The following is a 26,909-nucleotide window of genomic DNA, read 5'->3' as shown; positions in this document are numbered from 1 at the left end:
CAAGAACGGTAGCGCGGACGATCAGCCGCCGGTGGCCGCCGGAACCTGCGCGAGCACCTCCCGGGTGGCGGTGACCAGCCGCTCGAGCCACGCGTCCGTGCCGACGGCCCGCCGGAGCGGCTCGTTGGGGAGTTCGATGCTCACCGGCAGGCCTGCCGGCAACGTCGACCAGATGTCGGCGAGCGGGATGCCACCCGCCCCGGGAACGAGGCGCTCCTCGCGCGCCTGACGGATCAGTTCGGCGTCGTCCGTGGGCGCGGGCACCGAGCCGTCGCACATCTGCGCGTAGTGCAGCCACTCCCGCGGGATCGCCGCGAGGTCGGCCGCAGTGGTGCTCGACCGTCCGACGTGCAGGGCGTCCACCAGCACGCTGCGGGCAGGCCCGTCGGCCTGCGACACGATCTCGACCGCGGCGGTCGCGTCGGGTACGGCCGTCCACGGCATGAACTCGAGGCTCGCGACGATGCCGTAGTTCGCGCACAGTTCCGCCAGCCGCGCGTAGGAGTCGGTGAGCCGCGAGCGGTCGCGGTCGTCGCCGCCGACGAGCACGGCCTTCGCGCCGAGCCGTGCGCCCGCCTCGAGCAGAGGAACGTACGACTCCGGAGCGAAATCTGTTCCCAGCCGGATGATTTCGAGGTCAAACACCTCGATCGGCGAGTCGTCGAGACGGCGCACCAGCGCGTCGAGGGCGGCCGGGTTCTCATGCAGCGGGTAGGCGGTGGTGCCGGGTGCGGCGGGCAGCAACCGGATGCCGATCGTGTCGAAACCGTGTTTCTCGGCGAGGTCCACCTGCTCGAGCGGCGCGGTGTCGAGCACCGTGAGCGCGGCAAGGCCGAGTGGGGCGGTCATCGCAGTTCTCCTGTCGTCGAGGCGAGGCGGCGACCGGTGAGGTAGCCGAAGGTCATGGCCGGGCCGAGGTTGATGCCGCCGGACGGGTAGTGACCGCCCATGACGCTGGACTGGTCGACGCCGACGGCGAACAGTCCGCCGATCGGCTGGTCGTCGTCGTTCAGCACCCGGGACGTCGAATCGGTGACCAGGCCCGCGAATGTGCCGAAGCTGCCGGGGACCACCTTGACCGCGTAGAACGGGCCCTCCTCGAGCGGTGCGAGGGCCGGGTTGGGCCAGGGGTTGTCGGCGTCTCCGGACCCGACGGTGAACGGTGTGGTGCCACGGCCGAATTCGGGGTCGACGCCGTCGCGGGCGCCCTCGTTGAACGCCGCGACCGTCTTCTCCAGGCCGTCCGGGTCGACGCCGATCTTCTCGGCCAGTTCGCGCACCGTGCGGCCGCGGGTGAGGTAGCCCGACTTCAGGTACGGCCACGTGGGGATCGGCAGCGGCTTGGCCATGCCGAGCGGGAAGTACCGCAGGTACCGCTGGTCGGCGATCAGCCAGGAGCACACCTCCTCGCCGTCGGGCACCTGCTCGACCATCGCGAGCGTGTAGTCGTGGTAGCCGAGCCCCTCGTTGACGAAGCGTCGTCCGTCCGCGAGAACACCGATGGCGCCGGGCTTTCCGCGGTCGAGGATGTGCGGGAACACGCCCTCCTTGCCGTTGCGGTACCGGATGATCGACACCGGGCAGTACGCGACCGGGGAGGCGACCGAGTCGTCGAGTCGGCCGCCCGCGGATTCGCCGAGCGTGATGCCGTCGCCGGTGGTCGTGGACGGGGTCAGCGTCCAGTGCTCGCGTCCGGTGGGGGTGCGGGGGAACAGTTCGCGGCGCCGGTCGACGTCGCGACTGAAGCCGCCGGTCGCGAGGACGACGCCGCGTCGGGCGTGCACGGTGTAGGCGCCGTCCGGGCCCGCCAGCCGGACACCGGTGACGCTGCCCGCGGAGTCGGTGGTCAGTGCGGTGGCCGCCGTGCTCACGCGGATCTCGACGCCGGCGTCGAGCGCCGACCGCAGCAGCCTGCCGACGAGCGCGGTGCCGTTGACGAGTTGCTGCCCGCGACGCTTGGTGGCGAGGTCGAGCAGGTGGGTGGACACCCGTTTCGTGCAGTGGAGAAACGCCTTCGCCGACCGGGTCGAGTGCAGGAACGCCTGCAGGTCGGGGCCGGCCATGATGCCCATGCCGAGGAACGACGTCTCGTAGAGTTGCCGCCGGAGCAGGGCCGCGACGTCGGGGCCGAGTTTCCGCAGGCTCACCGGTTTCGGTCCGACCGAGCGGTGGCCCGTTCCGGCACCGGGTGTGTCGCCGTGGATGTCGGCGATCTTCGCGCCCGGAACGAACTGCAGCGCCGTCTTCTTCTCGAAGAACTCCACCATCTCGGGCGCGCCGTCGAGCAGGGCGTCCACCTTGGCGGCGTCGAAGTTCTCGCCGAGCCGGTGTTCGAGATACGTGCGCGGCGCCGAGCGGTCCTCGTTGACACCGTCCGCGTGCGCGAACAGATTCCGCGGCGTCCACATCCACCCGCCCGACCACGCCGTGGCGCCGCCGCACGTGTCCGCCTTCTCGACGACGAGGACGGACGCTCCCCCGTCGGCGGCGGCGACGGCGGCGGACAGGCCGCCCGCGCCGGAGCCGATGACGACGACGTCGTAGGCCGGGGTGGAAGGGTCGGGGGTCATGCGTTCTCCTTGGTGGTGACGGGGGCCGGGGTGGGCGTGAGGTCGACGACGCGGCCCGTGCGGGACGACTCGTAGACGGCGGCGACGATCGCGAGCGAGGCGCGGGCGTCGCGTCCGGTGACGGCAGGCGCCCGGCCGGTCAGGACGGCGTCCGCGAAGTCCTGCACCTGGAGGGTGTGGAAATCGGCGAGTCCGGCGTTGACCTCGGTGACGTCGAGGTTGGCGCGGACGTCGGAGGTGTAGGGCGCCCGGAACTCGTTGTCTCCCGGCACGGTCCAGATTTCGTTGACACCCTCCTGTCCTTCCGGGAACTCGAGGACGCTCGCGATCGCACCGGTCTGTCCGAGCACGGTGACACGGTTGCCGAGGTTGTGGTTGGCGCCGGTGGTCGCGGTGACGGTGGCGGTGCCGCCCGACGCGAACGACACGACCGCCGACGCGCTGTCCTCGGTCTCGATGTGCTCGCCATGCGTGTGGGTGCGGATGAAGCCGCTCACCTGGACGGCCTCGCCCATGAACCACTGCAGCATGTCGATCTGGTGCACGGCCTGCGTCATGAGGACACCGCCGCCGTCGGTGTCCCACCGTCCGCGCCACGCGTCGGCGGAGTAGTAGGACGACGGGCGGTGCAGGATCACCGACGCCTCACCGAGTACCGGAACACCGATCCGGCCGTCGTCGATCGCATCCCGGATGCGGCGGGCGGCGGGCCAGAAGCGGCGCTGGAACAGCACCCCGAACGTGATGCCCGCGCGGTCCGCGGCCTCGACCATCCGGTCGGCGGCGGCGACGTCGACGGCGATCGGCTTCTCGCACAGCACGTGGATGCCCGCCTGCGCGGCCGCGACGACAACCTCCTCGTGGACGGGATGAGGCGTGCACACGGTGCACGCGTCGAGCCCGAGGGTGAACAGTTCCGCGACCGACCCGACGGCCCTCGTGATGCCGTGCGCCGCAGCGAATGTCCGGGCCCGTTCCAGGTCGGGGTCGCAGCACCCGACGACCTCGACGCCGGGCACCTGCTGCAAGGCCCGGGCGTGGTTGCCGGCGATCTTGCCGCAGCCGACGATGCCGATTCGTAGTGCCATCAGAAGTGCTCCTCGGTTTCGACGTCCCGGGCGGCGGACTCGCCGCGGTCGAGACGGTTCAGGGCGTCGACGTCCCCGGCGGTGAGCCGGACGTCGAGGGCAGCCAGGTTCTCGGCCTGACGTGCGGGATCGGCCGACCGGACAATCGGGACGACACCCTGCGCGCGATGCCAGGCCAGGACCACCTGCGCGGGCGAGTGGCCGAGGCGTTCGGCGATCGCGGTGACCACGGGTGCGCCGAGCACGTCGCCGCGGCCGAGCGGACTCCACGACTGCGTGGACACCCCGAGTTCGTCGTTCGCGCGGCGCACGGGCAGCCGGGCGAGCGACGGATCCATCTGAATCTGGTTGACGGCCGGGGCCTCTCCGGTCTCGGCGACGACACGGCGCAGGTGCGTGCCCAGGAAGTTGGAGACGCCCACGTGCCGCACCAGCCCGGCGTCCCGGCAGGCGAGCATCGCCTCGAACGCCGCGACGTATGTGTCGTGGCGTGGCAGCGGCCAGTGGATGAGGAACAGGTCGAGCCGATCGAGCCCGAGACTCTTCAGGCTGCGTTCGACGGCACCGCGGATGTCACCCGACACGTGATCGCTCCCCCGCAGTTTCGTGGTGACGAACAGTTCGTCGCGGGGCAGACCGCACTCCGCGAGGGCGGCGCCCACGGCGTCCTCGTTCCCGTAGATGGCGGCAGTGTCGATCAGCCGGTAGCCCGCCTCGATGCCGGACAGCACGGCCCGGGTGGCGTCCGGACCGGTCAGCGGCCAGGTCCCGAGACCGAGGGGCGGGATCGCCATCATGCGCTGACCACCTCGCAGGCCTCGGCGGCCGCCGTGATCTTCGCGGCGACGTCGGCCGCGGTCACCAGAGCGGCATGGATGGAGCCGCCGTCACCGCTCGCGTCACCGACCGGGTGGACGCCGAGCCGGGGTGCCAGCCCCCTCAGCGCGGCGAGCAGGTCGGCGCGGGGCTCGACGCCGTGCGAGATCAGCAGTTCACCGGGAGCGTCGACCACCCGCTCCTCGCCGCCGGTCGAGATCACCACCCGGTCTTCCTCGATCCGCGTCACGATCGACGACAAATGGGTGGTGAGGTTCTCGCTCGCGGCGAGCCGCGGCAGCAGCACGATCTTTCCGCGCCGGCCGACGTCGTGGGCGATGGCCTCCTGCGGGCCGATCATGACGACCGTCGTGCCGTGCTGGAGCAGGTCGTCGGCGACCGCGGCCGCTTCCCGGTCGGCGCCGAAGATCGTGATCGCCTCGGGGGCAGGGTCACCGGATGCCAGGAACTCCCGGACGTCGCGGACCCTGCGGGTGCCGGCCCCGGGGAGGTCGACCGCGGGTCCGCGGCCGCCGGTCGCGAGCACGATGGCGTCGAAATCCAGGCCGGCCAGTGCGGCGGCGTCGACCCGCGTGCCGGGGTGGCAGGTGACGTCGAGGTCGGTGAGTTCGGCGAGGTACCACTCGACGATCCGCGAATACTCGGGGTACTCGTGGAGCCGGGACGCCAGCGCGAAATCCCCACCGAGGCTGCCGCGTTCGTCGTAGAGGTCCACGCGGTGCCCGGCGAGGGCGAGGTCGCGGGCGGCCGCCATGCCGGACGGTCCGGCCCCGACCACCGCGACGCGCACGGGCACGTCCGCCGGCGTCGACGGCTGCTCGAGTTCGCGGCCCACCCACGGGTTGACCGAGCACGGGACGGGTCCGGCTGCGAGGCTGTCGATGCAGTAGTTGCAGGCGATGCACGGCCGGTACCGGCCGCCGTCCAGCGCGCGGTTCGGGAAGTCGGGGTCGGCGTGCAGCGTGCGGGCCATGCTCACGAAGTCGGCCTGCCCGGATTCGATGATCTGCGCGGCGATCTCGGGTGAGCTGATCCGGCCCGCGACGCCGACCGGGATGTCGAAGTCCCGCGTGTACTGCCGGGAGTAGGGGGCGAGGAGGCCGCGCGGCCACTCACCGGGCTGGATGATCCACTGCCCGGATTCGTAGTTGCCGGCGGAGACGTCGAGGAAGTCGAGGCGGTCGGTGTCGATCGCGTCGATGCGGGCGCGCGTCGTCTCGGCATCGAGTCCGCCGTCGATCGCCTCGAACGCCGAGAACCGCAGTCCGAGAGCGATACCCGGGGCCATGGTGCGGACGGCGTCGATGACGCGGTTGACGAACAGCGTCGGGTCGGCCCACTCGTCGTCGCGGTGGTTGTACGCCGGTGAGAGGAATTGGTGGATGAGGTAGCCGTGCCCGCCGTGCAACGAGATGACGTCGATTCCGGCTTGCTGACAGCGCGCGGCGGCCTCGCCGAAGCATTCGACGATGTGCTCGATGTCGTCGCCGTCGAGTTGCTCGGGCATGTCACCGCCGACCACCGCGCACGGAATCGGTGACGGTGCGACGGGGACGAATCCGCTGACGGCGCCCTGCGCGGTGCGGCCGCCGTGGTTGAGTTCGACACCCACCAGCGCGCCCTGCGCATGGATCGCGTCGGCCAGCTTCGCGATGCCCGGGAGGCGTTCGTCGACGTCGACGCCCATCTGCCGGATGCGGCCCTTGCCGTCGGCGCGCACGTAGCTGGCCTCGGTGAACACGACAGCCGCGCCGCCCGCCGCGCGGCGTTCGAGATACGCGATGTACTCGTCGGTCATCGTGCCGTCGACCTCGCAGTAGTTGCGTTCCATCGGGGCCGACACGAAGCGGTTGCGCAGTCGCACGTTGCCCAGGTCGAGGGGCGCGGCGAACGGGTGCGCGGTCATCGGGACTCCTCCAGGACGGTCGGGGCGGACTGCTCGGCGAGCAGGTCGCCGAGGTGGCGTCGCATGCGGTCGGGGTCGGGGGTGACGCCGGTGAGGAGGGCGAATGTGTCGGCCGCCTGCGCGACGAGCATCTGGCCGCCGTCGAGGACAGCGCAGCCGAGAGCGGATGCCGCCAGAACGAGTTCGGTGCGCAGCGGGCGGTAGACGATGTCGGCGACCCACAGCCCGGGATGGAGCGCGCCGGTGTCGAACGGCGTTCCCGGATATCCGACCATGCCGATCGGGGACGCGTTGACGACGCCGTCGCAGCGCGCCAGGTTCGCTTCGATCGCGTCGAGTCCGATGGTCGTGACCGTCGTCTGCGGGAACGCGGCCTCGAGGCGGGCGCAGACGTCCGCGGCACGGGACGGGTCGACGTCGGCGATCCGCAGGTCCCGCACCCCGGCGGCGGCGAGCGCGTAGGCGACGGCCGAACCGGCACCGCCGGCACCGGCGAGAACGACGCGTCCGAGCGCGGCGTCGGGCAGTCCGCGGCGCAGCGCCGAGAGGAATCCGCTGTGGTCGGTGTTGTGCCCGATCAGGCGGCCGTCGCGGACGACGACGGTGTTGACGGCACCGAGAAGACGTGCGTTGTCGGACAATTCGTCGAGGGACTCGACGATCGCCTGCTTGCACGGGTGGGTGATGTTGAACCCGGTGCAGCCTGCCGCGACGGCACGCCGCAGTGTGTCACCGGACCTGTCGACGGGGATGCCCTCAACGGCGACGTCGATCAGGTCGTAGCGGTAGTCGGGGAGGCCGAGCGCGGCGGCCTCGTGTTCGTGCAGCGCCGGGGACAGGGACGTGGCGATCCCTGCCCCGACGAGGCGGATCCGGTGCCGGGTGGATTCGGGGTGCATGAAGATCTCCTGCAGAGGTGTCGGTCAGGCGTCGTTGCGGACGAGCGCCTGCTCCCGCGTGCCGGCCGTCGTCGCGTCGGGTTCGCCCAACTGCTCGGTGGGGGTGCGGTAGGTCTCGGGACCGGTGAGCGCGGCGGCCGAGGACAGCAGGGCGAAGCCCAGGCACATCCAGGCGACCGGCGTCCAGTTCGCGGTGTCGCCCGCCGACAGCCACTGCGCGATGGCCGGAGTGAAACCGGCGACCAGCAGTCCGAGCATGAGGCTCACGGCCATTCCGGTGTACCGGACCTTGGCAGGGAACTGCTCGGGGAAGTACGCCGGGTACACGCCGTTGGGCATCGCGTAGAACAGGCCGATCAGGACGATGCCGGCCGCGAACACCATGGGCGCACTGCCGGTTCCGATGGCGTGGAAGAACACGAACACCATGCCTGCGGCGCCGACGGCGCCCGTCACGAACACCGGCTTGCGGCCGATCCGGTCGGCGAGGATGCCGAACAGTGGCTGGGTGAGCACCGCGACGAAATTGGCGGTGGCGATCGCCCACAGCATGGTGGAGCGTTCGAGCCCGGCGACCTGCACGGCGTACGCCAGCGCGAAGACGTTGACGATCGTGTTGATCATCGCGAATGTCGCGCTGAGGCTGATGCGGATCACGGTGCGCCAGTGCGAGCGGAACATCTCGACGACGGGAATGCCTGCCGTGTCGTCCTGTTCCTTCAGCTCCTCGAAGACTTCCGGCTCGTCGAGCTTGCGACGCAGCCAGACCGCGACGCCCGTCACGACGATGCTCAGCAGGAACGGCACCCGCCAGCCCCACGAGTAGAGCGCGTCGTCCGGCAGGGCCGCCACGGGAATGAACACCAGACTCGAGATGACGATGCCGAACATGATGCCGCTCATGGTGAAGGAGGTGAAGAATGCGCGGCGACCGTCGGGCGCGTGCTCGAGGGTCAACGCGGAAGATCCGGGAGATTCTCCGCCCGCGGACAGGCCCTGCAGCAACCGCAGGAGCACCAGGATGATGGGCGCGGCCATTCCGATCTGCTCGTACGTGGGAAGGCAGCCGACGACGACCGTCGCGATGCCCATGAGGAGCAGGCAGGCCAGTAGGGAATTCTTGCGGCCGTATCGATCGCCGAGGTGCCCCCACAGCACGGCGCCGAGCGGACGCGCGATGTACGCGACGCCGAGCGTGCCGATCGACAGCAACGTCGCCGTCGCTCCTCCGCCGGGGAAGAAGATCTTCGGGAAGACGAGCGCTGCCGCGGACCCGTAGATGAAGAAGTCGTAGTACTCGAGCGTGCTGCCGAGGAATCCCGAGACGGCGGCCCGGCGGGCGTTCTCGTTCGGTTGTCCCCCGGTGTCGCGTGTAGACGTGCTTGCCATGGTGTTCCTTTCGTCCCAGGATCCGGTGTCGCCGCGAGGCGTTCTTCGGAGGTGACTCACCTCACACGAAGTTCCGGACCGTGACGAGCGTGTCATGGCGGACTATGCGCAGTCCAGCGCAAAAAAAGTCTTAGATATAGATCGAAAACGTCCTAATCGGGAGTCGGCAGGATCTCCTCCGACACCGCGAGCGCCACCCGGAGCGCGTCGGAGACACGACGGGGCGACCAGGCGAGGCCGTGGTTCATGTAAATGGGCTCGCCGGTGAGGGGAACGAACACCGTGCCCGGGGGCGTGATCGCGGCGATGCCCGACGTCATCAGCGCCACGCCGACACCCGTCGCCACCAGCATCAGGATCATGTACGGGTCGGTGATCTCCTGAACGACGCGGGGACGGAACCCCGCATCGACGCAGGCGCGCATCGCCACCTCCTGCAACGCCGAACCGGCCGACAGCGGCGTCGTCACGAACCCGTCCTCGGCGAGGTCGCGCAGGTCGATCTCCGACTCCGACGCGAGCGGGTGATCCGCGGGCAGCACAGCACCGAACGGCTCCCGGCGGATCAGCCGCGTCGACACCGATGCCGTCTCGACGGGAAGCCCGACGAACGCGAGATCGAGTGCACCACTGTCCAGTTGGGTGATGGCGTCGCGGGTCATGATTCGCCCGACGAGGGTGAGTTCGATGTCGGGGTAGCGTTGCCGGAGCGCGCGGGTGAGCGGCGGCAGAGACAGATGGTTGAGCACACCGGTGAAGCCGATCTTGATGCGGCCGTACACACCCCCGGCGGACGCGCGGGTGGCCTGACGCGCGATGTCGACGCTCTCGAGAATGCGGTAGGCGTGTGGCAGGAACGTGTGGCCCGCCGACGTGAGCGCGACGCTGCGGGTGCTCCGCTCGAACAACGGCACGCCGATGTCCTTCTCGAGTTTGCGCACCGTCTGACTCAGCGGCGACTGCGCCATCTGGAGTCGCGCGGCGGCCCGGCCGAAATGCAGTTCTTCGGCGACGGCGACGAACGCCTGCAGCCAGCGAATCTCCATCGGATTCCCTTCGGCGAGTTTGACGAGTGTGGCTCAGCCCATATATTCCAATTCGTACACAGTGCGAAATAGATCATTCCGATTTCGCACATAGAACAAGACTAATGCGCACACAGTCGCGAGGAGAAACCACCATGGTCACGTATCCCGAGGGCGCGACCGCGCTCGTCACCGGCGGCGCGAGCGGAATCGGTGCGGCGTGCGCGAAACGCCTCGCCGGCGCCGGGGTCCGCGTCGTCACCGCGGACGTCGCCGCCGGGGCCGACGAGCGCCTCGACGTCACCGATGCCGACGCCGTCGAGAACCTCGCCGCACGCCTCGGCCGCGTCGACATCCTCGTCAACAGCGCCGGTGTGGTGGGACCGTCGGCGCCACTGGTCGACGTCGAACTCGAGGACTGGCGCCGCACGTTCCGCATCAACGTCGAGGGGACGTTCCTCGTGTGCCGCGCGTTCGTGCCCGCCATGACCGACGCCGGCTGGGGACGGGTCGTGAACATGGCGAGCATCGCGGCCAAGGATGGTAATCCCGGGCAGAGCGCCTACTCGGCGTCCAAGGCAGCGGTGATCGCGTTGACGAAATCGCTCGGCAAGGAGGTCGCGACGACCGGCGTCCTCGCCAATGTGGTCGCCCCGGCGGCGGTGGAGAGCCCGATGAACGCCGGCACCGACCCGGCGATCCTCGCGCGCTCGCAGAGTCTCACCCCGATGGCCCGGATGGGACGGCCCGAGGAGATCGCCGAACTCGTCGCATGGCTGTGCTCGGAGGCGCTCAGTTTCTCGACCGGTGCCGTCTACGACGCCAGCGGTGGCCGGGCGTCGTACTAGCGCTCACAACCAGTGCGGCGGCTCGGGGATGTCCGGGCCGAGCCCGACCGCGCCGCGGCCGGCGGCCCACCGCACCACTGCGGCGAGAGGGCCGGACACCTTGCCGGCGGGTGCCGAATCCGGCTGCACCGCAACCGGTTCACAGCCGTCGACCGTGAGCACGAGGCCCGCGCCGAGGTCCTTGCGACGCCACATGCCGGTGATGTCGGTGAGCAGCGACTCCAGCACGACGTCGGGGAAGTCGCCGAACCGGCCACCGTTCCCCAGGTCCACGGCATGGATCCACACCTCCCGGGTACGCATCCACGCCGTCTCCGACACCGGCACCGTACGGCCCTGCGCGGTCCGCACCTGCGCCTCCCACGCCGAGTCCGGCAGGTTCCGCCACTTCTCGTCCAACCGGGCGACGGTGTGGTCGAACAGGTTCCGCAACGCCGCCGCCGACAGGGTGGCGCCCTCGGCGATCTCCCGCCCCCGCTGCTCCGGCGACGCATACATCGGGGTCTCGATCCCGGTGGCCGCCCACTCCAGCAGCCGGCACAACGCGGCCGCGTTGTAGCCGACGTGCGCCACCAGGTGCGCACGCGACCACCCGGACAGCGCCGTCGGCTCGTGCAGTTGCTCATCGGTCAGCTCGGCAAGACGCTGCGCGAAATACGCCGTGCCGCGGCGCGCGACCAGCAGCCGCTCGGCCAGGGGAAGGTCGTGTAAACCCACTGGGTGCGTCCTTACTTGACGATCGTCTTGTTACGCACCGAACCGAGGCCCTCGATGGTGACCTCGACCGTCTGCCCGTCCTGAATGTAGAGACCGGGCTTGCGGGCGTGCCCGACGCCGCCCGGGGTTCCGGTGATCACCACATCACCCGGCTGCAGCGTCACGATGTGCGAGATGTACTCCACCAGCTTCGCCGGGGTGAACACCAGATCGTCGGTGGTGGTGGTCTGCACGACCTGCCCGTCGAGCTTCGTGACGAGTGCGCCGCCGAACGTGTAGGAGTCGGTGGTCGTCAGGAACGGCCCGAAACCGCTGGTCTTCTCGAACGTCTTGCCCTGATCCCACTGCAGCGTCCGGTACTGGTAGTCGCGCATCGTGTAATCGTTCATCACCGAGTACCCGGCGATATACTGCTCGGCGTCCGACTCGGACACCTGGTATGCCTGCCTGCCGACGACGAACGCCAACTCCCCTTCCCAGTCCAGCTGGGCGGCGGCGTAGGCGGGGACGATCACGTCGTCGTACGGGCCGGTCAGCGCCTCCCGGAACTTCGCGAACAGGGTCGGGAACTCGGGCAGCTCCCGGCCCATCTCCTGGATGTGGTTGGCGTAGTTCAACCCGACGCAGATGATCTTCCCCGGATTCGGGACCACCGGGGCGTAATCGGCGTCGTCGAGATTCACGGTGTCCCCGGACGCGTTCTCCGCGATCGACTTCCAGTCCGGGTCGTTCAACAGCACGGACAGATCCGGGTAGCCGTCGATGACGGTGGCGGCGGTGTCGGAATCGACACGGACGGCGACGGTCGCACCGGCGCGGCGCAGGGTGGCAAGCTTCATGAGATTTCAGGCTCCTTCGGAAATGTACGTGCGATGAAAGTGCAGGCGCTCGACGATGGGGGCGTCGGAGAACGCGAACAGGTCGAACTCGGTGCCGGCCTCGATCGACCACTCCGTCCAGGACGGGACCACCACCATGTCGCCCTTGCCGACGGTGCGGGTCTGCCCGCCGAGGACGAACCGGCCGGACCCCTCGAACACCTGGTAGACGGTCGATCCGACGTCGCGGCGGGGCCTGGTGCGGGCGCCGGCGCGCAGGCGGTGGAACTCGGCCCGGATGGTGGGCATCACGTCGCCGCCGGTGGTCGGGTTGGTGTAGCGGACCGCGGCGTGACCGGGTTCGGTGGTCGCCGCGTAGCCCTCGTCCTCGAGTGCCAGCTGCTCGCGCAGCGCGGCGTCGGTGTGCTCCCACCGGTACGCCGCGATCGGCGACGACGTCTTCGCGTCCAACCCGACCAGCGGTCGCAGTCCCGGATGCGCCCACAACCGCTCCGAGCGGGACACGTCCGGGGTGGAATCGTCGGTGACGTTCTCGGACCCGAATTCGAAGAACCCGGTGTCGGTGTAGTGCACGAACGGGATGTCGAGGCCGTCGATCCAGGCCATCGGCTGATCGGTCTCGTTGTGGTGGCCGTGGAAATGCCAGCCCGGGGTGAGCAGGAAGTCGCCGCGTCGCATCGCGACCGGGTCCCCGTTGACGACCGTCCACACCCCCTCGCCCTCGACGACGAAGCGGAATGCGTTCTGCGCGTGCCGGTGCTCGGGGGCCACCTCCTTCGGGCCCAGGTACTGGATCGCCGCCCACAGCGTCGGCGTCACGTACGGAACCCCGCCCAAACCGGGGTTGGCCAGGGCGATCGCCCGCCGCTCCCCGCCCCGGCCGACCGGCACCAGGTCCCCGGCCCGCTGCGCCAACGGGTACAGCGTCGACCACTTCCACACGAACGGCACCGCCCGCGACGTCGGCGTCATCGGCATCAGATCGCCGAGCTGAGTCCACAACGGATTCAGGTGTTCGCTCTCGAAATCTTGGTAGAGCTGCTTCAGCTCCGGGTCGTCGTCGACGTGCGGTTCGGTAGCGGTCATGTCATCGACGCTAGGAGTGCCTGCCGCCCCGTCGATACAAAATTCTTGTGTGCAGAATCATCGGTCAGGGTTCGAGGTCCGCGATGTCCACCTCGAGTTCGCGGATCGCGTTCTTGATCTGCGACACCAGCGGGCCCTGCGAGTGCTGACGGAAGCGGGTGATCGGCACGGCCACGGTCAGCGCTCCGACGGCGGTTCGGGCCCGGTTCCGGATGGCGACACCGAATGCGGCGACGCCTTCCTCGGTCTGCTGCACGTTGACGGCGAACCCGACGGCGCGGGCGGCGGACAGTTCCCGGTAGAACTGCTCGAACTCGTCGGCAGGCAGACGGCGGTCGCCCCACTCGCGTTCGTCGTCGGCCAGATCCGCGGGCCGCAGGTACAGCTGCGCGAGGGTGTCCCTCGGTAGCTCCGCCAGCAGAATCCGTCCTCCTGCAGTCAATTCCGCGTCGAGGACCTGCCCCTGGCGGTCGCCGACCCGCAAGATTCCCGCCGACTCGGCGGACGACAGGAAGCGGGCCTGGGTGCCGACGCGGATCACGAGGTTGACGGTCTCGCCGCACAGGATCGCGAGCGCCTCCATGTGGGGCCGGCAGAGGTCGTTGAATTCTCGGGTCCACCCCCGCTGCGCCGGGCCGGCCCCCATCGCCGCCCCGGGGTGGTACCGGCGTTTCTCGCCCTGAACAGCGAACCCCCGGTACACCAGCATCGCCATCAGCCGATGCGCGGTCGACGGTGCGATGCCGAGTTCCTCGGCGGCGTCCTTGATCCGCAGCGCTCCGACGTCGCGCAGCATCTGCAGCAGGCGCAGCGCGTTGTCGACGGACTCCAACATGTACGCCGGCTTCTCGATGGTCTTCTTTTTCTGCACAGCAGAACTTTATTGCACGGGTGCTGTGCGCCGCATCACCCTCGATTCATGCCCCTCACCGCCACCACCGCGGCGCCGACGACGAACCGCGTCGGACTGGACCGCACCGCCACGATCGCCGTCGTCGTCTGCTGGCTCTTCGTGGTCTTCGACGGCTACGACCTCATCGTCTACGGCAACGTCATCCCGAGCCTCCAGAACGAATGGGGCATCAGCGCCGCGACCGCGGGCACTCTCGGCAGTCTCGCGTTCCTCGGGATGATGATCGGCGCCGTGCTCGCGGGCCGCCTCTCCGACGTCGTGGGACGCAAGCGGGCGGTGATCGGCTGCGCGATCGTCCTGTCGGTGTTCACCGCGCTGTGCGCGCTGGCGACCGGACCCGTCATGTTCGGCGCGTTGCGTCTGATCGCCGGGCTCGGCCTGGGCGGCCTGGTTCCGACGTCCAATGCGCTTGCCGCAGAACTGGTCCCCGCGAAGTGGCGCGCCGCGGTGGCCACGATGATGATGTCCGGGGTTCCCATCGGCGGCTCGATCGCGGCACTGCTCGGCATCCCCGTCATCCCGAACTGGGGCTGGCAGCCGATGTTCGCGTTCGCGCTCGTCCCACTGATCCTGCTGGTGCCGATCGCGTGGAGGACGCTGCCCGACCACACTGCGGCGGTGACGTCGACGGAGGTGCGGCCGGCCACCGGCTTCAGCGCACTGCTCGGTACCCGATTCCGTTCCGTCAGCATCATGTTCGCGCTCGCCACGATGGTCACCCTGCTCGCCTGGTACGGCCTCGGCACGTGGCTGCCCAAACTCATGCAGGGCGAGGGCACCGACCTCGGCAGCGCGCTCACGTTCGCCCTCGCGCTCAACCTCGGCGCCGTCGCGGGCTCGTTCGTCACCGCCTGGGGCGGCGTCCGGTTCGGCACGATCCCCACCAGCATCGTCGCCGCGCTCCTCGCGGGCCTCGCGCTGCTGTCGTTGCTGACGAGCCCGCCGGTCGCGCTGGTCTACGTCATCTTCGTCCTCGCCGGCGTCGGGACCCACGGAACCCAGTGCCTCGTCATCGCCGCGGTCGCATCCCACTATCCGGATTATCTGCGCGGCACGGCCCTCGGCTGGGCGCTCGGCGTCGGCCGTGTCGGGGCCGTCGCGGCACCGCAGATCGGCGGCTTGCTGCTGGCCGCCGGGCTCGGCGCGGATTCCAACTTCATCCTCTTCGGCGTCAGCGCGCTCGTCGCCGCACTGCTGCTCACCGTGATCTGGCGCCGCTTCCCCTCCCCCACGTGAGTGCCGCCGTGTGCCCCGGCACGCTTTGCCACTCACCTGCCCCGAACGCTCGAAACGAAGGAACTGTCATGTCGAACCTGCAGGACGCACGCATCATCATCGCCGGAGGCGGGATCGGCGGCGCGGCCAACGCCCTCGCCCTCGCCAGGAAGGGCGCGAACGTCACGCTGTTCGAACGGGCCACCGAATTCGGTGAGGTCGGCGCCGGACTGCAGGTCGGGCCGCACGGCGCCCGCATCCTCGCCTCCTGGGGCGTGCTCGACGACGTTCTCTCCCGAGCCTTCCTGCCCAAGAACATCGTGTTCCGCGACGCGATCACCGCGGAGGTGCTCACCAAGATCGACCTCGGCGCCGAGTTCCGGGCCCGCTACGGCGGACCGTACTTCGTGACCCACCGAAGCGACCTGCACGCGACGCTCGTCGACGCCGCGCGGGCGGCGGGCGCCGAACTGCACACGGGCGTCACCGTCTCCGACGTGGTCACCGACGGCGACCGGGTGCACGTGAGCACCGACGACGGCCGCACCCACGAGGCCGACATCGCCCTCGGCATGGACGGCCTCAAATCCCGCCTGCGGGCGAAGATCTCGGACGACGAACCGGTGTCGTCCGGCTACGCCGCCTACCGCGGCACCACGCCGTACGCCGAGGTCGACCTCGACGAGGACATCGAGGACGTGGTCGGGTACATCGGACCGGGATGCCACTTCATCCAGTACCCGCTGCGCGGCGGGCAGATGCTCAACCAGGTCGCGGTGTTCGAATCGCCCGGCTACAAGAACGGGGTCGAGAACTGGGGCGGCCCCGAGGAACTCGAGCAGGCCTATGCGCACTGCCACGAGAACGTCCGCCGCGGTATCGACTACCTGTGGAAGGACCGCTGGTGGCCGATGTACGACCGCGAGCCCATCGAGAACTGGGTGGACGGGCGGATGATCCTGCTCGGCGACGCCGCGCACCCCCCGCTGCAGTACCTGGCGTCGGGAGCGGTGATGGCGATCGAGGATGCGAAGTGCCTGGCCGACTATGCCGACGAGGACTTCTCCGCCGGTGGTGGCAACTCCGCGTGGCCGCAGATCCTGAAGGAGGTCAACACCGAACGCGCACCGCGCTGCAATCGCATCCTCACCACCGGACGCATGTGGGGCGAGTTGTGGCACCTCGACGGCACCGCCCGCATCGCACGCAACGAACTGTTCCGCACCCGGGACACGTCGAGCTACAAGTACACCGACTGGCTGTGGGGTTACTCGTCCGATCGCACGTCATAATCGCCTCCCCGCCCCGAGGGTTCGGCAGACTGGGTGAGTGACCCTCAACCTGGTGCGAACCCGTGTGTGGCGTGATGGCGAGTGCGTGGGCAAGGACTTTCCGCTTGCCGACGTGTCCGAGAAGGTGCGGGACGAGAACGCGCTCGTGTGGGTCGATCTGTGCGACCCCGACCACGAGTGCCTGACCGAGTTGGCGAACGAATTGCTCCTCGATCCGAACGCCATCGAGGATGCCGTCGCCCGCGGTGAGCGACCGAAGGCGACGCGTTACGCCGGCCACGCATTCGTGACCGCGTACGCAACCTGGTTCGACGCCGACGACGTCAGCACGCTCGGAGTCCTCGACTCACGGCTTCGGCTCAGCCGCGTCTCGGCGTTCGTACTGTCGAACGGGATCATCACGGTGCGGCGGGACGACCGGTTCGACATGTCGCAGGTGGTGGAGCGCTGGGAGGAGGACCCCGCGCTGCTCACACCGGGTTCGGGCGCACTCGCGCTCCTGCACGGCCTGCTCGACGCCGTCGTGGACGGCCAGTTCGAGACGATCGAGACGATCGACGACGCGATCGAAGCGCTCGAGGAGGGACTGTTCGACGAGTCCGCGCGGACCAAGGAGATTCAGCAGCGCACGTACCGGTTGCGGAAGGAATTGGTGCAACTGCGTCGCGTCGTGCTGCCGATGCGGGAGGTGGTGGGCGCCGTCATCCGGGGGCGCGCCGAATCCGAACACGATCGGTCGCCGGTTCTCGACAGCTTGTACACCGACCTCTACGACCATGTGACGCGTGCGGCCGAGTGGACGGAGTCGTTGCGTGACATGGTGGTGACCGTGTTCGAGACGAATCTGTCGCTGCAGGACGCCCGGCTCAACACCGTCATGAAGAAGCTCACCGGCTGGGCGGCCATCATCGCGGTCCCCACCGCGGTGACGGGGTGGTTCGGTCAGAACGTCCTGTTCCCTGGGGTCGGGCAGGTGTCGGGGACGATCGTCAGCACCGTCGTGATCGTGACGTCCGCGAGCCTGCTGTATGTCTTGTTCCGACGGCGCGACTGGCTCTGACGGATCTAGAGTTCGCTCGGCTGCGACACGGCCAGCAGCACCCGGAGGTTGTCGGTGACCACCCTGGCCGAGATGGTGGGATCGATGGCGCGCTGAATGCCCAGTCCGACACCGAGACTGAGGATGCTGCTGGCCGCGTCCTGCGCGGGCACGGGCAGGACGACCCCGAGTGAGTCGGTGAACGATTTCAGCAGCGTGACCGTGATCTCCCGCGCGACACCGAGGGTGGCGGTGAGGGCGTCGCGGAGTTCGGGGTCGTGACGGGACAGCACGATCAGTTCGAATTCCAGCATGGTCCATCCGACGTCGCCGAGCGTCTTCTCCGCCCAGGCCTGGAACGCCTCGAGTCGCTCCTCCATCGTCTCGCCGCCGCCGAGCGCCTCCGCGATCTCCTGCCCCTTGGTGGCGTGGATGAGCCCGAGCACCTCGAGGCACAGTTCCTTCTTGTTCTTGAAGTTGGAGTACACCGCGCCCTTGGAGTAGCCGGCCTCGTCGGCGACTTTCTCGAGTGAGGTGGCCGCGTACCCGTCGGCGAGGAAGAGGTCGCGCGCGGTCGCGACGAGATGCGCCCGCGTCCGCGCCTGACTCTCCGACCTGGTCAATCGCGCCATGCTCACCCTTTCTCCGAAGCCCCTGCGAGAATATTCTACTTTTCATATACCGCCGGTATCTGGTTTCTGATAGCTTCCTAGGTATGACTTCGAGTGACACACAAATCAGCCGCGGGCTGGTGCTCGGTTGCGGCGGCACGCTCGGCGCAGCCTGGACGGTGGCGGCCCTGGTCGCCGTGAGCGACGCCCTGGGATGGGATCCACGCGACGCCGACGTGCTCGTGGGCACGTCCGCGGGCGCCGAACTCGTCACCATGCTGGGCGGCGGCGCCGGCGTCGACGAACTGCTCGCGATGCAACTCGGTGGGGCCACGCATCCGGCGCTCGACGGGCATCTCGCCGCCGCACCGGGACGGTTCCCGCCGCTCCCGGCGCCAGGCCTCGGTTCGCCCGGCCTGCTGCGCCGCGGACTGCCGCCCGTCACCGCCGCGAGCGGACTCCTTCCCCGCGGCCGCGGCGACACCGCCTGGCTCGACCGGCTCGCACAGCGGTTCACGGGCGCGCCCGGCTGGGTTCGCCACCCGGCGACATGGCTGGTGAGCATGGACTACGACACGGGCGAACGCGTCGCATTCGGCTCACCCGGCGCACCGGCCGCGACCCTGTCCGAAGCGCTGCGGGCGTCGTGGGCGATTCCCGGCTGGTTTCCCCCGGTCCCCATCGGGCCCCGCCGGTTCGTCGACGGCGGGGCGGCGTCCACCGCATCCGCCGACCTCGCGCTCCCCCTCGCACTCGACGAGGTGATCGTGCTGGCACCGATGGCATCGACCGGCCGCATCCCCGGCCGCCGGGCGGCCCGCATCGAACGCCGGATGCTGCGGAACTGGATGAGTGCGGGCCTGGACGCCGAAGTCGCGAGGCTGGAGGCGGCCGGTACGCGGGTGCTCCGGCTCGACGCGACCGCCGAGGACCTCGCCGTCATGGGCCCGAACTTCATGGACGGCCGGCGCCGGCTCGCCACCCTCGAACATTCCCTCGTCACCACCCGAGCCCAGCTCGCGAACGGAGTCCGCGCATGAACCACTACGACATCCTCATCGTCGGTGCCGGGATCTCCGGCATCGGGGCCGCCATCCGCCTGAAGCAGAGCGGGATCGACAACTTCGCCGTTCTCGAGAAGGGGGACGCGCTGGGCGGGACGTGGCGCGACAACACCTACCCGGGCTGCGCGTGCGACGTCCCCTCGGCCCTGTACTCCTATTCGTTCGCACCGAACCGGGAGTGGTCGCGGTTGTTCGCCGGGCAGGAGGAGATCCGCCGGTACATCGAGCGCACCGCCACCGATCACGGGGTACCCGCCCACGTGAAGTTCGGAACCGAGATGCAGCGCGCCGAGTGGAGCGAGCAGACGAGGCGCTGGACGGTGGACACGTCCGCGGGCACGTTCACCGCGAACGCCGTCATCGCCGCCGCCGGGCCGTGGAACGAACCGCTCGTTCCCGCGATTCCCGGTCTCGACACATTCACCGGCGAGGTCTTCCATTCCTCCCGCTGGAATCACGACTACGACCTCGCAGGCAAACGCGTGGCGGTCGTCGGAACCGGTGCGTCCGCGGTGCAATTCGTCCCGGCCATCCAGCCGAAGGTCGGGGAACTCCATCTGTATCAGCGGACCGCGCAATGGGTGCTGCCGAAACCCGACCACTCCCTGCCCGGCGTCGAGCGCACGATCCTGCGCCGCGTACCGGGCGCGATCCGCGCGTTGCGACGCCTCGAGTACGCGATCATGGAATCTCTCGGGCTCGGCTTCCGGCACCCGTGGATCCTGCGGGTGATCCAGCAGGTCGGCAAGGCGCAACTGCGTACCCAGGTGCGGGATCCGAAGCTGCGCAAGGCGTTGACGCCCGACTACACGCTCGGATGCAAGCGGCTGCTGCTGTCCAACACGTACTATCCCGCACTCACCCGCCCCAACGTCGAGGTGCACGCCACCGCCGTGCAAGCGGTGCGCGGCAACGTCGTCGTCGGCAGCGACGGCGCCGAACGGGAAGTGGACGCCATCATCTTCGGCACCGGCTTCCACATCCTCGACATGCCCATCGGGTCCAAGGTGTTCGACGGCGAGGGCCGCAGCCTCGACGACCACTGGAAGGGCAGCCCGCAGGCGTACCTCGGCACGACCGTCGCGGGCTTCCCCAATGCGTTCGTCCTCCTCGGACCGGCCCTGGGCACCGGCCACACGTCGGCGTTCATGATCCTCGAGGCACAACTCGAATACCTGATCCAGGCCGTCACCGCGGCCCGAAGCAACGGATGGACCAGGATGGAACCGCGCCGGGACGTGCAGGACGCGTTCAACGCCCAGGTCCAGGAAGCCCTGGCCACCACCGTCTACAACGCCGGTGGCTGCCAGAGCTACTTCCTCGACGTCAACGGCCGCAACAGCTTCAACTGGCCGTGGTCGACCGACCGCATGCGGCAGCGACTCGGCCGGTTCGACGAGGCGGCGTACGACGTGTCGCGTGAGCCGGCGACGGCTACAGCGACTTCGCGATAATTCCCTTCATCACCTCGTTCTCGCCCGCATCGATCTTCTGCACGCGGGCGTCGTCACCTGACGTGAGTGGCAAAGCGTGTGCGGGCACGCTTTGCCACTCACATGCGGGGTCAGATGCGCTTGAAGAGGGCGGCGAGGGCCTGGCCGCCGCCGATGCACATGGTGACGATGCCCAGTTCGAGGTCGCGGCGCACCATGTCCTTCGCGATCCGCAGACTCAGGATCGCCCCGGTCGCCCCGACCGGGTGACCCAACGCGATCGCCCCACCGTACGGGTTGGTCTTCTCCGGGCTGAGCTTCGCGTCCCGGATCACCGCGACCGCCTGCGACGCGAACGCCTCGTTCAACTCGATCACATCGATATCACCCGGGGTGGTCCCGGTCTGCTCGAACAGATTCTGCAACGCCAGCACGGGGGCGTATCCCATCAGCGCCGGGTCCATCGCCGCCGTCGCGACCGCCTCCAGCGTGACCAGCCCGGTCAGGCCCCTCTCCCGGGCGGCGGACTCGGTGGCCAGCACCAGCGCCGCGGCGCCGTCGTTGATCCCCGACGCATTCCCCGCGGTCACCGACCCGCCCTCCTCGAACGCCGGCCGCAACTTCGCCAAGGTCTCGAGGGTGGTGTCGGGCTTGGGGTGCTCGTCGACCTCGACCGTCTGGGGACGCCGGCCCCCGATCTGCACCGGGGTGATCTCCTCCGCGAACGCCGCCCGCGCGGCGTCGGTGGCGGCGCGGCGCTGGGATTCGACGGCGAACTCGTCCTGCTGCTCCCGGCTCACGTCGTACGTGCGGGCCACGGCCTCGGCGGTGCGGCCCATGTGCACCCCACCGAACGGGTCGGTCAGAATCGCGACCGTGCCGTCCACCAGTGCGCGGTCACCGAGCTTGTACCCGGAGCGCGCCGAGAAGTCGTAGAACGGCATCCGCGACATGCTCTCGTCGCCGCCGGCGAGGGCGAAGTTCACCCCACCCCACCGCATCTGCTGCGCCGCCGACCACACCGCCTGCAGGCCGGACCCGCACAGCCGGTTGACGGTGTACGCCGGCGTCTTCTCCGGAAGTCCGGCGGCGAGGGCGACGCGGCGGGCGTTGTAGGCGTCCGGCCCGACCTGACCGATGCAGCCCATCACCACCTCGTCGATGTCCGCACCCGGCACCCCGGCACGATCCAGTGCCGCCTTGACGGCGGTGGCACCCAGTTCGTGGGCGGGCACGTCCTTGAACGCACCACCGAAGCTGCCGATCGGGGTCCTCGCGCCGTCGACTACGACGATCGGTTCGGGAGAATTCATGACGTGCCCTTCCGTCTCTCTGCCAGTACGGGGAGATAGTAGGACTTCAAAGTACCTGGCGGTTCACGCAGGGCCTCCCGCACGTCACCGGGTCAGCGTCCGCGAATCAGATCGGCGCACTTCTCGGCCATCGTCATGACCGTGATGTTGGGGTTGACGTACGGCAGTTTCGGCATGGCGGACGCATCCACCACCCGCAGATTGCGCACCCCCTTCACCCGCAACTCCGGGTCGAGGACGGCCGCCGGGTCGGTGGCCGCACCCATCCGGGCGGTCCCGGCGGGGTGATACACCGTGTTGTGGGTGCGGTGCGCGTAGTCGATCAGTTCGTCGTCGGTCTCCGCCTCCGGCCCGGGAGCCAGTTCCCTCCTGATCCAGCCCCGGAGCGGTTCCTGCTCGGCGATGCGGCGCGCCAGCCGGAACCCGGCGAGCATCACGGCCTCGTCGTGACCGTCGGGGTCGGTGAAATACCGGGGGTCCACTCGCGGACGATCCCGGAAGTCGCGGGAGCGGAGCCGCACCGTTCCGCGGGAGAGTCCCTGCGTGACGTTCGGGGTGAGGCAGAAACCGTTGTCCGTGGTGGGGTAGCCCCATCGAAGGGTGTTCATGTCGAACGGCACGCTGCCGTAGTGCATCATCAGGTCCGGATGATTGAGCCCCTCCTCGGTGGTGGCGAACAGTCCGATCTCCCACCACTGCGTCGACTCGGTGACCATCGGCCGGGACGCCTCCCAGAACACGAGGCCCTCGACGTGATCGTCGAGGTTCTGCCCCACGCCGGGGGCGTCGACCCGGACGTGCACGCCCATCTCACGCAGGTGCACCGTGGGGCCGATACCCGAGAGCATCAGCAGTTTCGGGGTGTCGATGGCCCCGGCGGTGACGATCACCTCGCGGCGCGCCGAGACGGTGTCGTATCCGGAGAGGTCGGGACGCTGGTAGCGCACCCCGGTCGCCGCCATCTCATCGTCGATGACGATCTCGGCGACCCAGCAGTCGGTGCGCACGTCGAGGTTGGGCCGGGATCCGAGAATCGGGTGCAGGTAGGCGTGCGACGACGACATGCGGGTGCCGTCCTCGGACGCGTTGATCTGGAACCACCCCGCGCCGTCGAGGACGCTCGTGCCGCGGTTGAACTGCACGGTCGGCAGCCCGACCTTCGCCGCAGCCTCGAGCAGGGCGACGCCGCAGGGGTCCTTCGGGGGGACGTCACGCAACCGCACGGGACCGCTGCGGCCGTGCTGGTCGCCGGGGGCGTCGTTGTTCTCCACCCGCGCGACGAGCGGTAACACGTCCTTTGCGCCCCAGCCCGTCGCACCGGCTTCCGCCCAGTCGTCGAGCGTCTCGGCGGGTGGCCAGAACGCGATACACGAATTGTGCGACGAGCAGCCGCCGAGCACCTTGGCCCTGGCGTGCCGCATGAAGCTGTTGCCCCGCTCCTGCGGCTCGACCGGGTAGTCCCAGTCGTATCCGGAGTCGAGCAGGTGCATCCACTGCGACAACTCGAGGATGTTGCGGTCACCGACGTCGGACGGCCCCGCCTCCACGAGGCACACGGTCACCGACGGGTCCTCGCTGAGCCGGGCGGCGAGCACGCATCCCGCGGTTCCTCCGCCGGCGATCACGTAGTCGAACACGGTGTCCGTCATGGCAGTTCACTCTCCGCCTCGTCCTTCGTCGTCGCCGCGTGCGAGGCGAGGCAGCCGATGTGGTTGCGGCCCTTCACCGCGTACCAGAGGAGGCCGAGCCCGAGGATGATGCCGATGTAGACGAACGCACCCCACGTGTTGTACCAGGGGGTTCCGTAGACCTCGGGGCGTGGCCACGCCAGGTTGAGCGCCATTCCCACGCCCCACAGCACGGCGAAGATGTTCACCGGAAGCCCCCAGCGGCCCATCGTGAAGTAGCCGCTCTCGGCGAGTTCCTTCGGCGGCCACTGCCCCTGCAGTCGTTTCTTCAGCAGCGGACCGGTGACCATGAGGTACGCCAGGTAGATCATGATGATCGCGATCGACGTCAGCACCGTGAAGATCTGCGGCTGACCGATGTTGATGACGAGGATGAACGCCGCGAGCAGACCGATGACGATGGCCGGGACCACCGGCGTCTGATGCTTCGGGTTGACGTGCGCCAGCCGCTCCCCGAAGGGCAGGGCGTTGTCGCGGGCCATCGCGAACGTGAGCCGGATGGCCGCGGCGTGCACGGCGAGCGAACACACGGTCACCGCGACGACGATGCAGACCAGGAAGATCTTGCCGAGCGGTCCCCACATCACCTGCTCGACGATGTACTGCAGGCCGCCCTCGCTGCTGCCGATCAGCGGATCGTCGAGGTCGGGGGCCGCCATGACGGCGAACACCAGGATCGCCCCGCCGATCACGAAGGACGCGAGGATCGCCCGCAGGATCGCCTTGGGTGCCGTCCGCCGCGGGTCGACGGTTTCCTCGCCGAGCGAACTCGCGGTGTCGAAGCCGTACATCACGTACCCGGACGCGAGGGATGCCACGAGGAAGACGGTCAGATACCCGCCGGCCTCCCCGGCGCCGTACCCGTGGGTGGAGAAGAACACCTCCGGGCCGCGGGTGATGTTGGCGGCGAGGATGACGGCAATGAGGACCGCGGCGATCAATTCGACGAACACGCCGGTGCTGTTGATGAGGGCCATCAGCTTGACGCCGAATGCGTTGACCGCCGTGGTGAACGCGATCATGATGGTGCCGAGAATGACGGCGTTGGTCGCGAAGTCGTACTCACCGCTGCCGTCGCCGACGATCTGGAAACCGCTCCACAACCGCGGCAGGTTGAGTTGCAGCGCAAGCACGACCGCGGAGAGGGTCACGATCGACGCGGTGAGCATCAGCCAGCCCGACGACCAGCCCACGATCCTGCTGCCGAGCAGCTTGGCCCAGTTGTAGACCGAGCCGGCGACGGGATACTTGGCCGCGAGTTCCATGAAGCACAGGGCGACGGCCATCTGCCCGACGAACACCATCGGCCACGACCACAGATACGCCGGCCCCGCCGTGCCGAACCCGAAATAGAACAACTGGAACGTGCCGGTGAGAATCGAGATGTAGCTGACTCCCGCCGCGAAACTGGCGAACTTGCCCAGACTGCGGTCCAATTCTTGTTTGTACCCGAGTTCGCCGAGTCCACTGTCCCCCGGCTCATCTCCGTCACCCACTGCTCCGTGCCGAGTAGCCATCGTTCTCTCGCCTCTCCGTGCGCCGGACTAGCCGTTGTCGAACCACCCCGCCGCCGTGGGCGAGGTGTTGTGCCAGATGTGTTTGGTCTCCTGGTATTCCGCCAGACCGGCGGGGCCGAGTTCGCGCCCGTTCCCCGACATCTTGAAGCCGCCCCACTCGGCGGCCGCGGTGTAGTAGCCGAAGTCGTTGAGCCACACCGTTCCGTGGCGCAGGCCCCGCACCATGCGCTCGCCCCGGGCGCTGTCGGCGGTCCGGACGCCCGCGGCGAGGCCGTACTCGGTGTCGTTGCCCAGTCGCAGCGCCTCCTCTTCGGTGGTGAAACGCTCGACGGTGAGGATCGGCCCGAACGTCTCCTCCTGCACGAGGCGCATGGTGCGGTCGCAGTGGTCGAAGATGGTGGGCAGGTAGAAACTCCCGTTCGCCAACGCGGGACCCGACGGCCGGGCTCCCCCGGTCACCAGCCGGGCGCCCTCGGAGCGTCCGAGTTCCACGTACTTTTCGACCTTCTCCCGGTGGGCCTCGGATACCAGCGGACCCGTTCGGCTCGCCGGGTCGAGACCGTTGCCCATCCGGATCTTCTCCGCCCGGGCGGCGAGCGCGGCCACGAACCGGTCGGCGATGGATTCCTCGATGATCAGGCGGGTTCCCGCCGAGCACACCTGACCGGAGTGCAGGAACACTCCTGTGAGCACCTGGTCGACGGAGTCGTCTCCGTCGGCGTCGGCGAAGACGATGTGCGGATTCTTGCCACCGAGTTCCACGGCCACCTTGGTGACGTTCTTCGCCGCGGTCTCGAGGATGACGCGTCCGGTGGCCAGCCCGCCGGTGAAAGAGATGAAGTCGACGTCGGGGGTTCCCGTGAGGGCGGCGCCCAGGACGGCGCCGCTGCCCTGCACGAGGTTCACCACCCCGGCCGGAACACCGGCTTCGGCGATCAGCGCGGTGAACGCGATGGTGCTGAGCGGGGTCACCTCGCTCGGTTTGAGGACCATCGTGCACCCGGCCGCCAGTGCGGGCGCCACCTTCCACGAGATCTGCAGGAGAGGGTAGTTCCACGGTGCGATGAGCACGCACACACCGATCGGCTCGCGCACCACCCGGCTGATCACGTCGGGACGGCCGACGTCCACCAGACGGTCCGCCTCGACCGCGGCGAGTTGCGCGTAGTACCGGAACACCGACACCACGTCGTCGATGTCGATCCTGCTCTCCTCCAATGTCTTTCCGGTATCGAGCGTCTCGATGCGCGCCAAGGTCTCCTTGTCGCGTTCGAGCAGATCGGCGATCCGCGCGACGATGGCGGTGCGCTCGGCGACCGGCGTGTGCGGCCAGGTGCCCTCGTCGAACGCTGCGCGGGCCGCGGCGACAGCGCGGGCGGCGTCGTCCGGGGAGGCTTCGTCGACGGTGGCGACCACCGACCCGTCGGCCGGATTGATGCAGTCCCGGGTCTCGCCGGAGCTGGAGCGGATCCACCGCCCGTCGACGAACAGGCCCGTGTTCAGAAGGTCATCGATCGACTGGTCCCGCATCACTCAACTCCGTGTCTCGCCGGAACGAACGCACCCCCTCCACGGTATGCCGTCGGAGTCGCGGTGGGCGGGGTTCGCCCGACACATGTC

The 26,909-nt window shown here is 69.1% G+C and carries 23 protein-coding genes; 6 read left to right on the top strand and 17 right to left on the bottom strand.

What is annotated here, in order from left to right:
* Window positions 1-21: 21 nt before the first annotated feature.
* The 8 genes from CJ179_RS20550 to CJ179_RS20515 all read right to left on the bottom strand — a co-directional run bounded on the left by CJ179_RS20550 (window position 22) and on the right by CJ179_RS20515 (window position 9,735).
* Window positions 22-849, bottom strand: coding sequence for a sugar phosphate isomerase/epimerase (locus tag CJ179_RS20550; RefSeq protein WP_095862619.1), 828 nt, complete (start codon window positions 847-849; stop codon window positions 22-24).
* Window positions 846-2,570, bottom strand: a complete 1,725-nt coding sequence (locus tag CJ179_RS20545) for an FAD-dependent oxidoreductase (RefSeq protein WP_095862618.1) — start codon at window positions 2,568-2,570, stop codon at window positions 846-848. Before CJ179_RS20545 ends, CJ179_RS20550 begins: the two co-directional genes overlap by 4 nt.
* Window positions 2,567-3,658 carry a Gfo/Idh/MocA family protein gene (locus CJ179_RS20540; protein ID WP_095862617.1) on the bottom strand — a complete coding sequence of 364 codons (1,092 nt, stop codon included), beginning with the start codon at window positions 3,656-3,658 and terminating at the stop codon, window positions 2,567-2,569. The genes CJ179_RS20545 and CJ179_RS20540 overlap by 4 nt, the downstream gene beginning before the upstream one ends.
* Window positions 3,658-4,455 (bottom strand): aldo/keto reductase, encoded by a 798-nt coding sequence (locus CJ179_RS20535; RefSeq protein WP_095862616.1) that lies wholly within the window; start codon window positions 4,453-4,455, stop codon window positions 3,658-3,660. Before CJ179_RS20535 ends, CJ179_RS20540 begins: the two co-directional genes overlap by 1 nt.
* The gene (locus tag CJ179_RS20530) at window positions 4,452-6,401 is read right to left on the bottom strand and encodes an FAD-dependent oxidoreductase (protein WP_095862615.1); all 1,950 of its coding nucleotides are present in this window, start codon (window positions 6,399-6,401) and stop codon (window positions 4,452-4,454) included. The genes CJ179_RS20535 and CJ179_RS20530 overlap by 4 nt, the downstream gene beginning before the upstream one ends.
* A complete protein-coding gene (locus CJ179_RS20525) occupies window positions 6,398-7,300 on the bottom strand; it encodes a shikimate dehydrogenase (RefSeq protein ID WP_072940300.1) in 903 nt (300 codons plus the stop codon). The genes CJ179_RS20530 and CJ179_RS20525 overlap by 4 nt, the downstream gene beginning before the upstream one ends.
* 24 nt (window positions 7,301-7,324) lie before the next feature.
* The gene (locus tag CJ179_RS20520; RefSeq protein WP_072940297.1) at window positions 7,325-8,689 is read right to left on the bottom strand and encodes an MFS transporter; all 1,365 of its coding nucleotides are present in this window, start codon (window positions 8,687-8,689) and stop codon (window positions 7,325-7,327) included.
* A gap of 152 nt (window positions 8,690-8,841) precedes the next feature.
* A complete protein-coding gene (locus tag CJ179_RS20515) occupies window positions 8,842-9,735 on the bottom strand; it encodes a LysR family transcriptional regulator (RefSeq protein ID WP_072940294.1) in 894 nt (297 codons plus the stop codon).
* A gap of 134 nt (window positions 9,736-9,869) precedes the next feature.
* Here CJ179_RS20515 and CJ179_RS20510 point away from each other — a divergent pair, with 134 nt between their 5' ends.
* A complete protein-coding gene (locus CJ179_RS20510) occupies window positions 9,870-10,562 on the top strand; it encodes an SDR family NAD(P)-dependent oxidoreductase (protein WP_072940292.1) in 693 nt (230 codons plus the stop codon).
* Window positions 10,563-10,565: 3 nt separating this feature from the next.
* On the opposite strand, the gene CJ179_RS20505 is transcribed toward CJ179_RS20510, so the two are convergent.
* The 4 genes from CJ179_RS20505 to CJ179_RS20490 form a co-directional block, all read right to left on the bottom strand.
* On the bottom strand, window positions 10,566-11,279 hold the full coding sequence (locus CJ179_RS20505; RefSeq protein WP_072940289.1) for a maleylpyruvate isomerase family mycothiol-dependent enzyme: 714 nt from the start codon (window positions 11,277-11,279) through the stop codon (window positions 10,566-10,568).
* Window positions 11,280-11,290: 11 nt separating this feature from the next.
* A complete protein-coding gene (locus CJ179_RS20500) occupies window positions 11,291-12,118 on the bottom strand; it encodes a fumarylacetoacetate hydrolase family protein (protein ID WP_072940285.1) in 828 nt (275 codons plus the stop codon).
* Window positions 12,119-12,124: 6 nt separating this feature from the next.
* Window positions 12,125-13,204, bottom strand: coding sequence for a cupin domain-containing protein (locus CJ179_RS20495; RefSeq protein ID WP_095862614.1), 1,080 nt, complete (start codon window positions 13,202-13,204; stop codon window positions 12,125-12,127).
* Between the two features lie 64 nt (window positions 13,205-13,268).
* On the bottom strand, window positions 13,269-14,075 hold the full coding sequence (locus CJ179_RS20490; protein WP_095862613.1) for an IclR family transcriptional regulator: 807 nt from the start codon (window positions 14,073-14,075) through the stop codon (window positions 13,269-13,271).
* Window positions 14,076-14,123: 48 nt separating this feature from the next.
* Between CJ179_RS20490 and CJ179_RS20485 the strand changes: the two genes are divergently transcribed.
* The 3 genes from CJ179_RS20485 (at window position 14,124) to CJ179_RS20475 (ending at window position 17,684) form a co-directional block, all read left to right on the top strand.
* Complete coding sequence (locus CJ179_RS20485) at window positions 14,124-15,353, top strand: aromatic acid/H+ symport family MFS transporter (RefSeq protein ID WP_095862612.1); 1,230 nt, start codon at window positions 14,124-14,126, stop codon at window positions 15,351-15,353.
* Between the two features lie 68 nt (window positions 15,354-15,421).
* Window positions 15,422-16,624: an FAD-dependent monooxygenase gene (locus CJ179_RS20480; protein WP_095862611.1), complete on the top strand. Its 1,203-nt coding sequence runs from the start codon at window positions 15,422-15,424 to the stop codon at window positions 16,622-16,624.
* Window positions 16,625-16,661: 37 nt separating this feature from the next.
* Window positions 16,662-17,684 carry a magnesium transporter CorA family protein gene (locus CJ179_RS20475; RefSeq protein WP_072940271.1) on the top strand — a complete coding sequence of 341 codons (1,023 nt, stop codon included), beginning with the start codon at window positions 16,662-16,664 and terminating at the stop codon, window positions 17,682-17,684.
* 5 nt (window positions 17,685-17,689) lie between these two features.
* On the opposite strand, the gene CJ179_RS20470 is transcribed toward CJ179_RS20475, so the two are convergent.
* On the bottom strand, window positions 17,690-18,295 hold the full coding sequence (locus tag CJ179_RS20470; RefSeq protein WP_072940269.1) for a TetR/AcrR family transcriptional regulator: 606 nt from the start codon (window positions 18,293-18,295) through the stop codon (window positions 17,690-17,692).
* An 83-nt stretch (window positions 18,296-18,378) separates the two neighbouring features.
* Between CJ179_RS20470 and CJ179_RS20465 the strand changes: the two genes are divergently transcribed.
* Both CJ179_RS20465 and CJ179_RS20460 read left to right on the top strand, forming a co-directional pair.
* The gene (locus CJ179_RS20465) at window positions 18,379-19,314 is read left to right on the top strand and encodes a patatin-like phospholipase family protein (RefSeq protein ID WP_095862610.1); all 936 of its coding nucleotides are present in this window, start codon (window positions 18,379-18,381) and stop codon (window positions 19,312-19,314) included.
* The gene (locus tag CJ179_RS20460) at window positions 19,311-20,792 is read left to right on the top strand and encodes an NAD(P)/FAD-dependent oxidoreductase (protein ID WP_095862609.1); all 1,482 of its coding nucleotides are present in this window, start codon (window positions 19,311-19,313) and stop codon (window positions 20,790-20,792) included. Before CJ179_RS20465 ends, CJ179_RS20460 begins: the two co-directional genes overlap by 4 nt.
* A 110-nt stretch (window positions 20,793-20,902) precedes the next feature.
* Here CJ179_RS20460 and CJ179_RS20455 read toward each other — a convergent pair whose 3' ends face one another.
* The 4 genes from CJ179_RS20455 to CJ179_RS20440 form a co-directional block, all read right to left on the bottom strand.
* On the bottom strand, window positions 20,903-22,084 hold the full coding sequence (locus tag CJ179_RS20455) for a thiolase family protein (RefSeq protein WP_095862608.1): 1,182 nt from the start codon (window positions 22,082-22,084) through the stop codon (window positions 20,903-20,905).
* 92 nt (window positions 22,085-22,176) lie between these two features.
* Complete coding sequence (locus CJ179_RS20450) at window positions 22,177-23,733, bottom strand: GMC family oxidoreductase (RefSeq protein WP_095862607.1); 1,557 nt, start codon at window positions 23,731-23,733, stop codon at window positions 22,177-22,179.
* The gene (locus tag CJ179_RS20445; protein WP_072940255.1) at window positions 23,730-25,289 is read right to left on the bottom strand and encodes an APC family permease; all 1,560 of its coding nucleotides are present in this window, start codon (window positions 25,287-25,289) and stop codon (window positions 23,730-23,732) included. Before CJ179_RS20445 ends, CJ179_RS20450 begins: the two co-directional genes overlap by 4 nt.
* Window positions 25,290-25,316: 27 nt before the next feature.
* A complete protein-coding gene (locus CJ179_RS20440; protein WP_095862606.1) occupies window positions 25,317-26,819 on the bottom strand; it encodes an aldehyde dehydrogenase family protein in 1,503 nt (500 codons plus the stop codon).
* Between the last annotated feature and the right edge of the window lie 90 nt (window positions 26,820-26,909).

It is taken from the genome of Rhodococcus sp. ACS1 (genome assembly GCF_002300155.1).
Taxonomy (GTDB): Bacteria; Actinomycetota; Actinomycetes; order Mycobacteriales; family Mycobacteriaceae; genus Rhodococcus_F; species Rhodococcus_F koreensis.
This window is presented reverse-complemented; position numbering and strand designations above follow the sequence as displayed.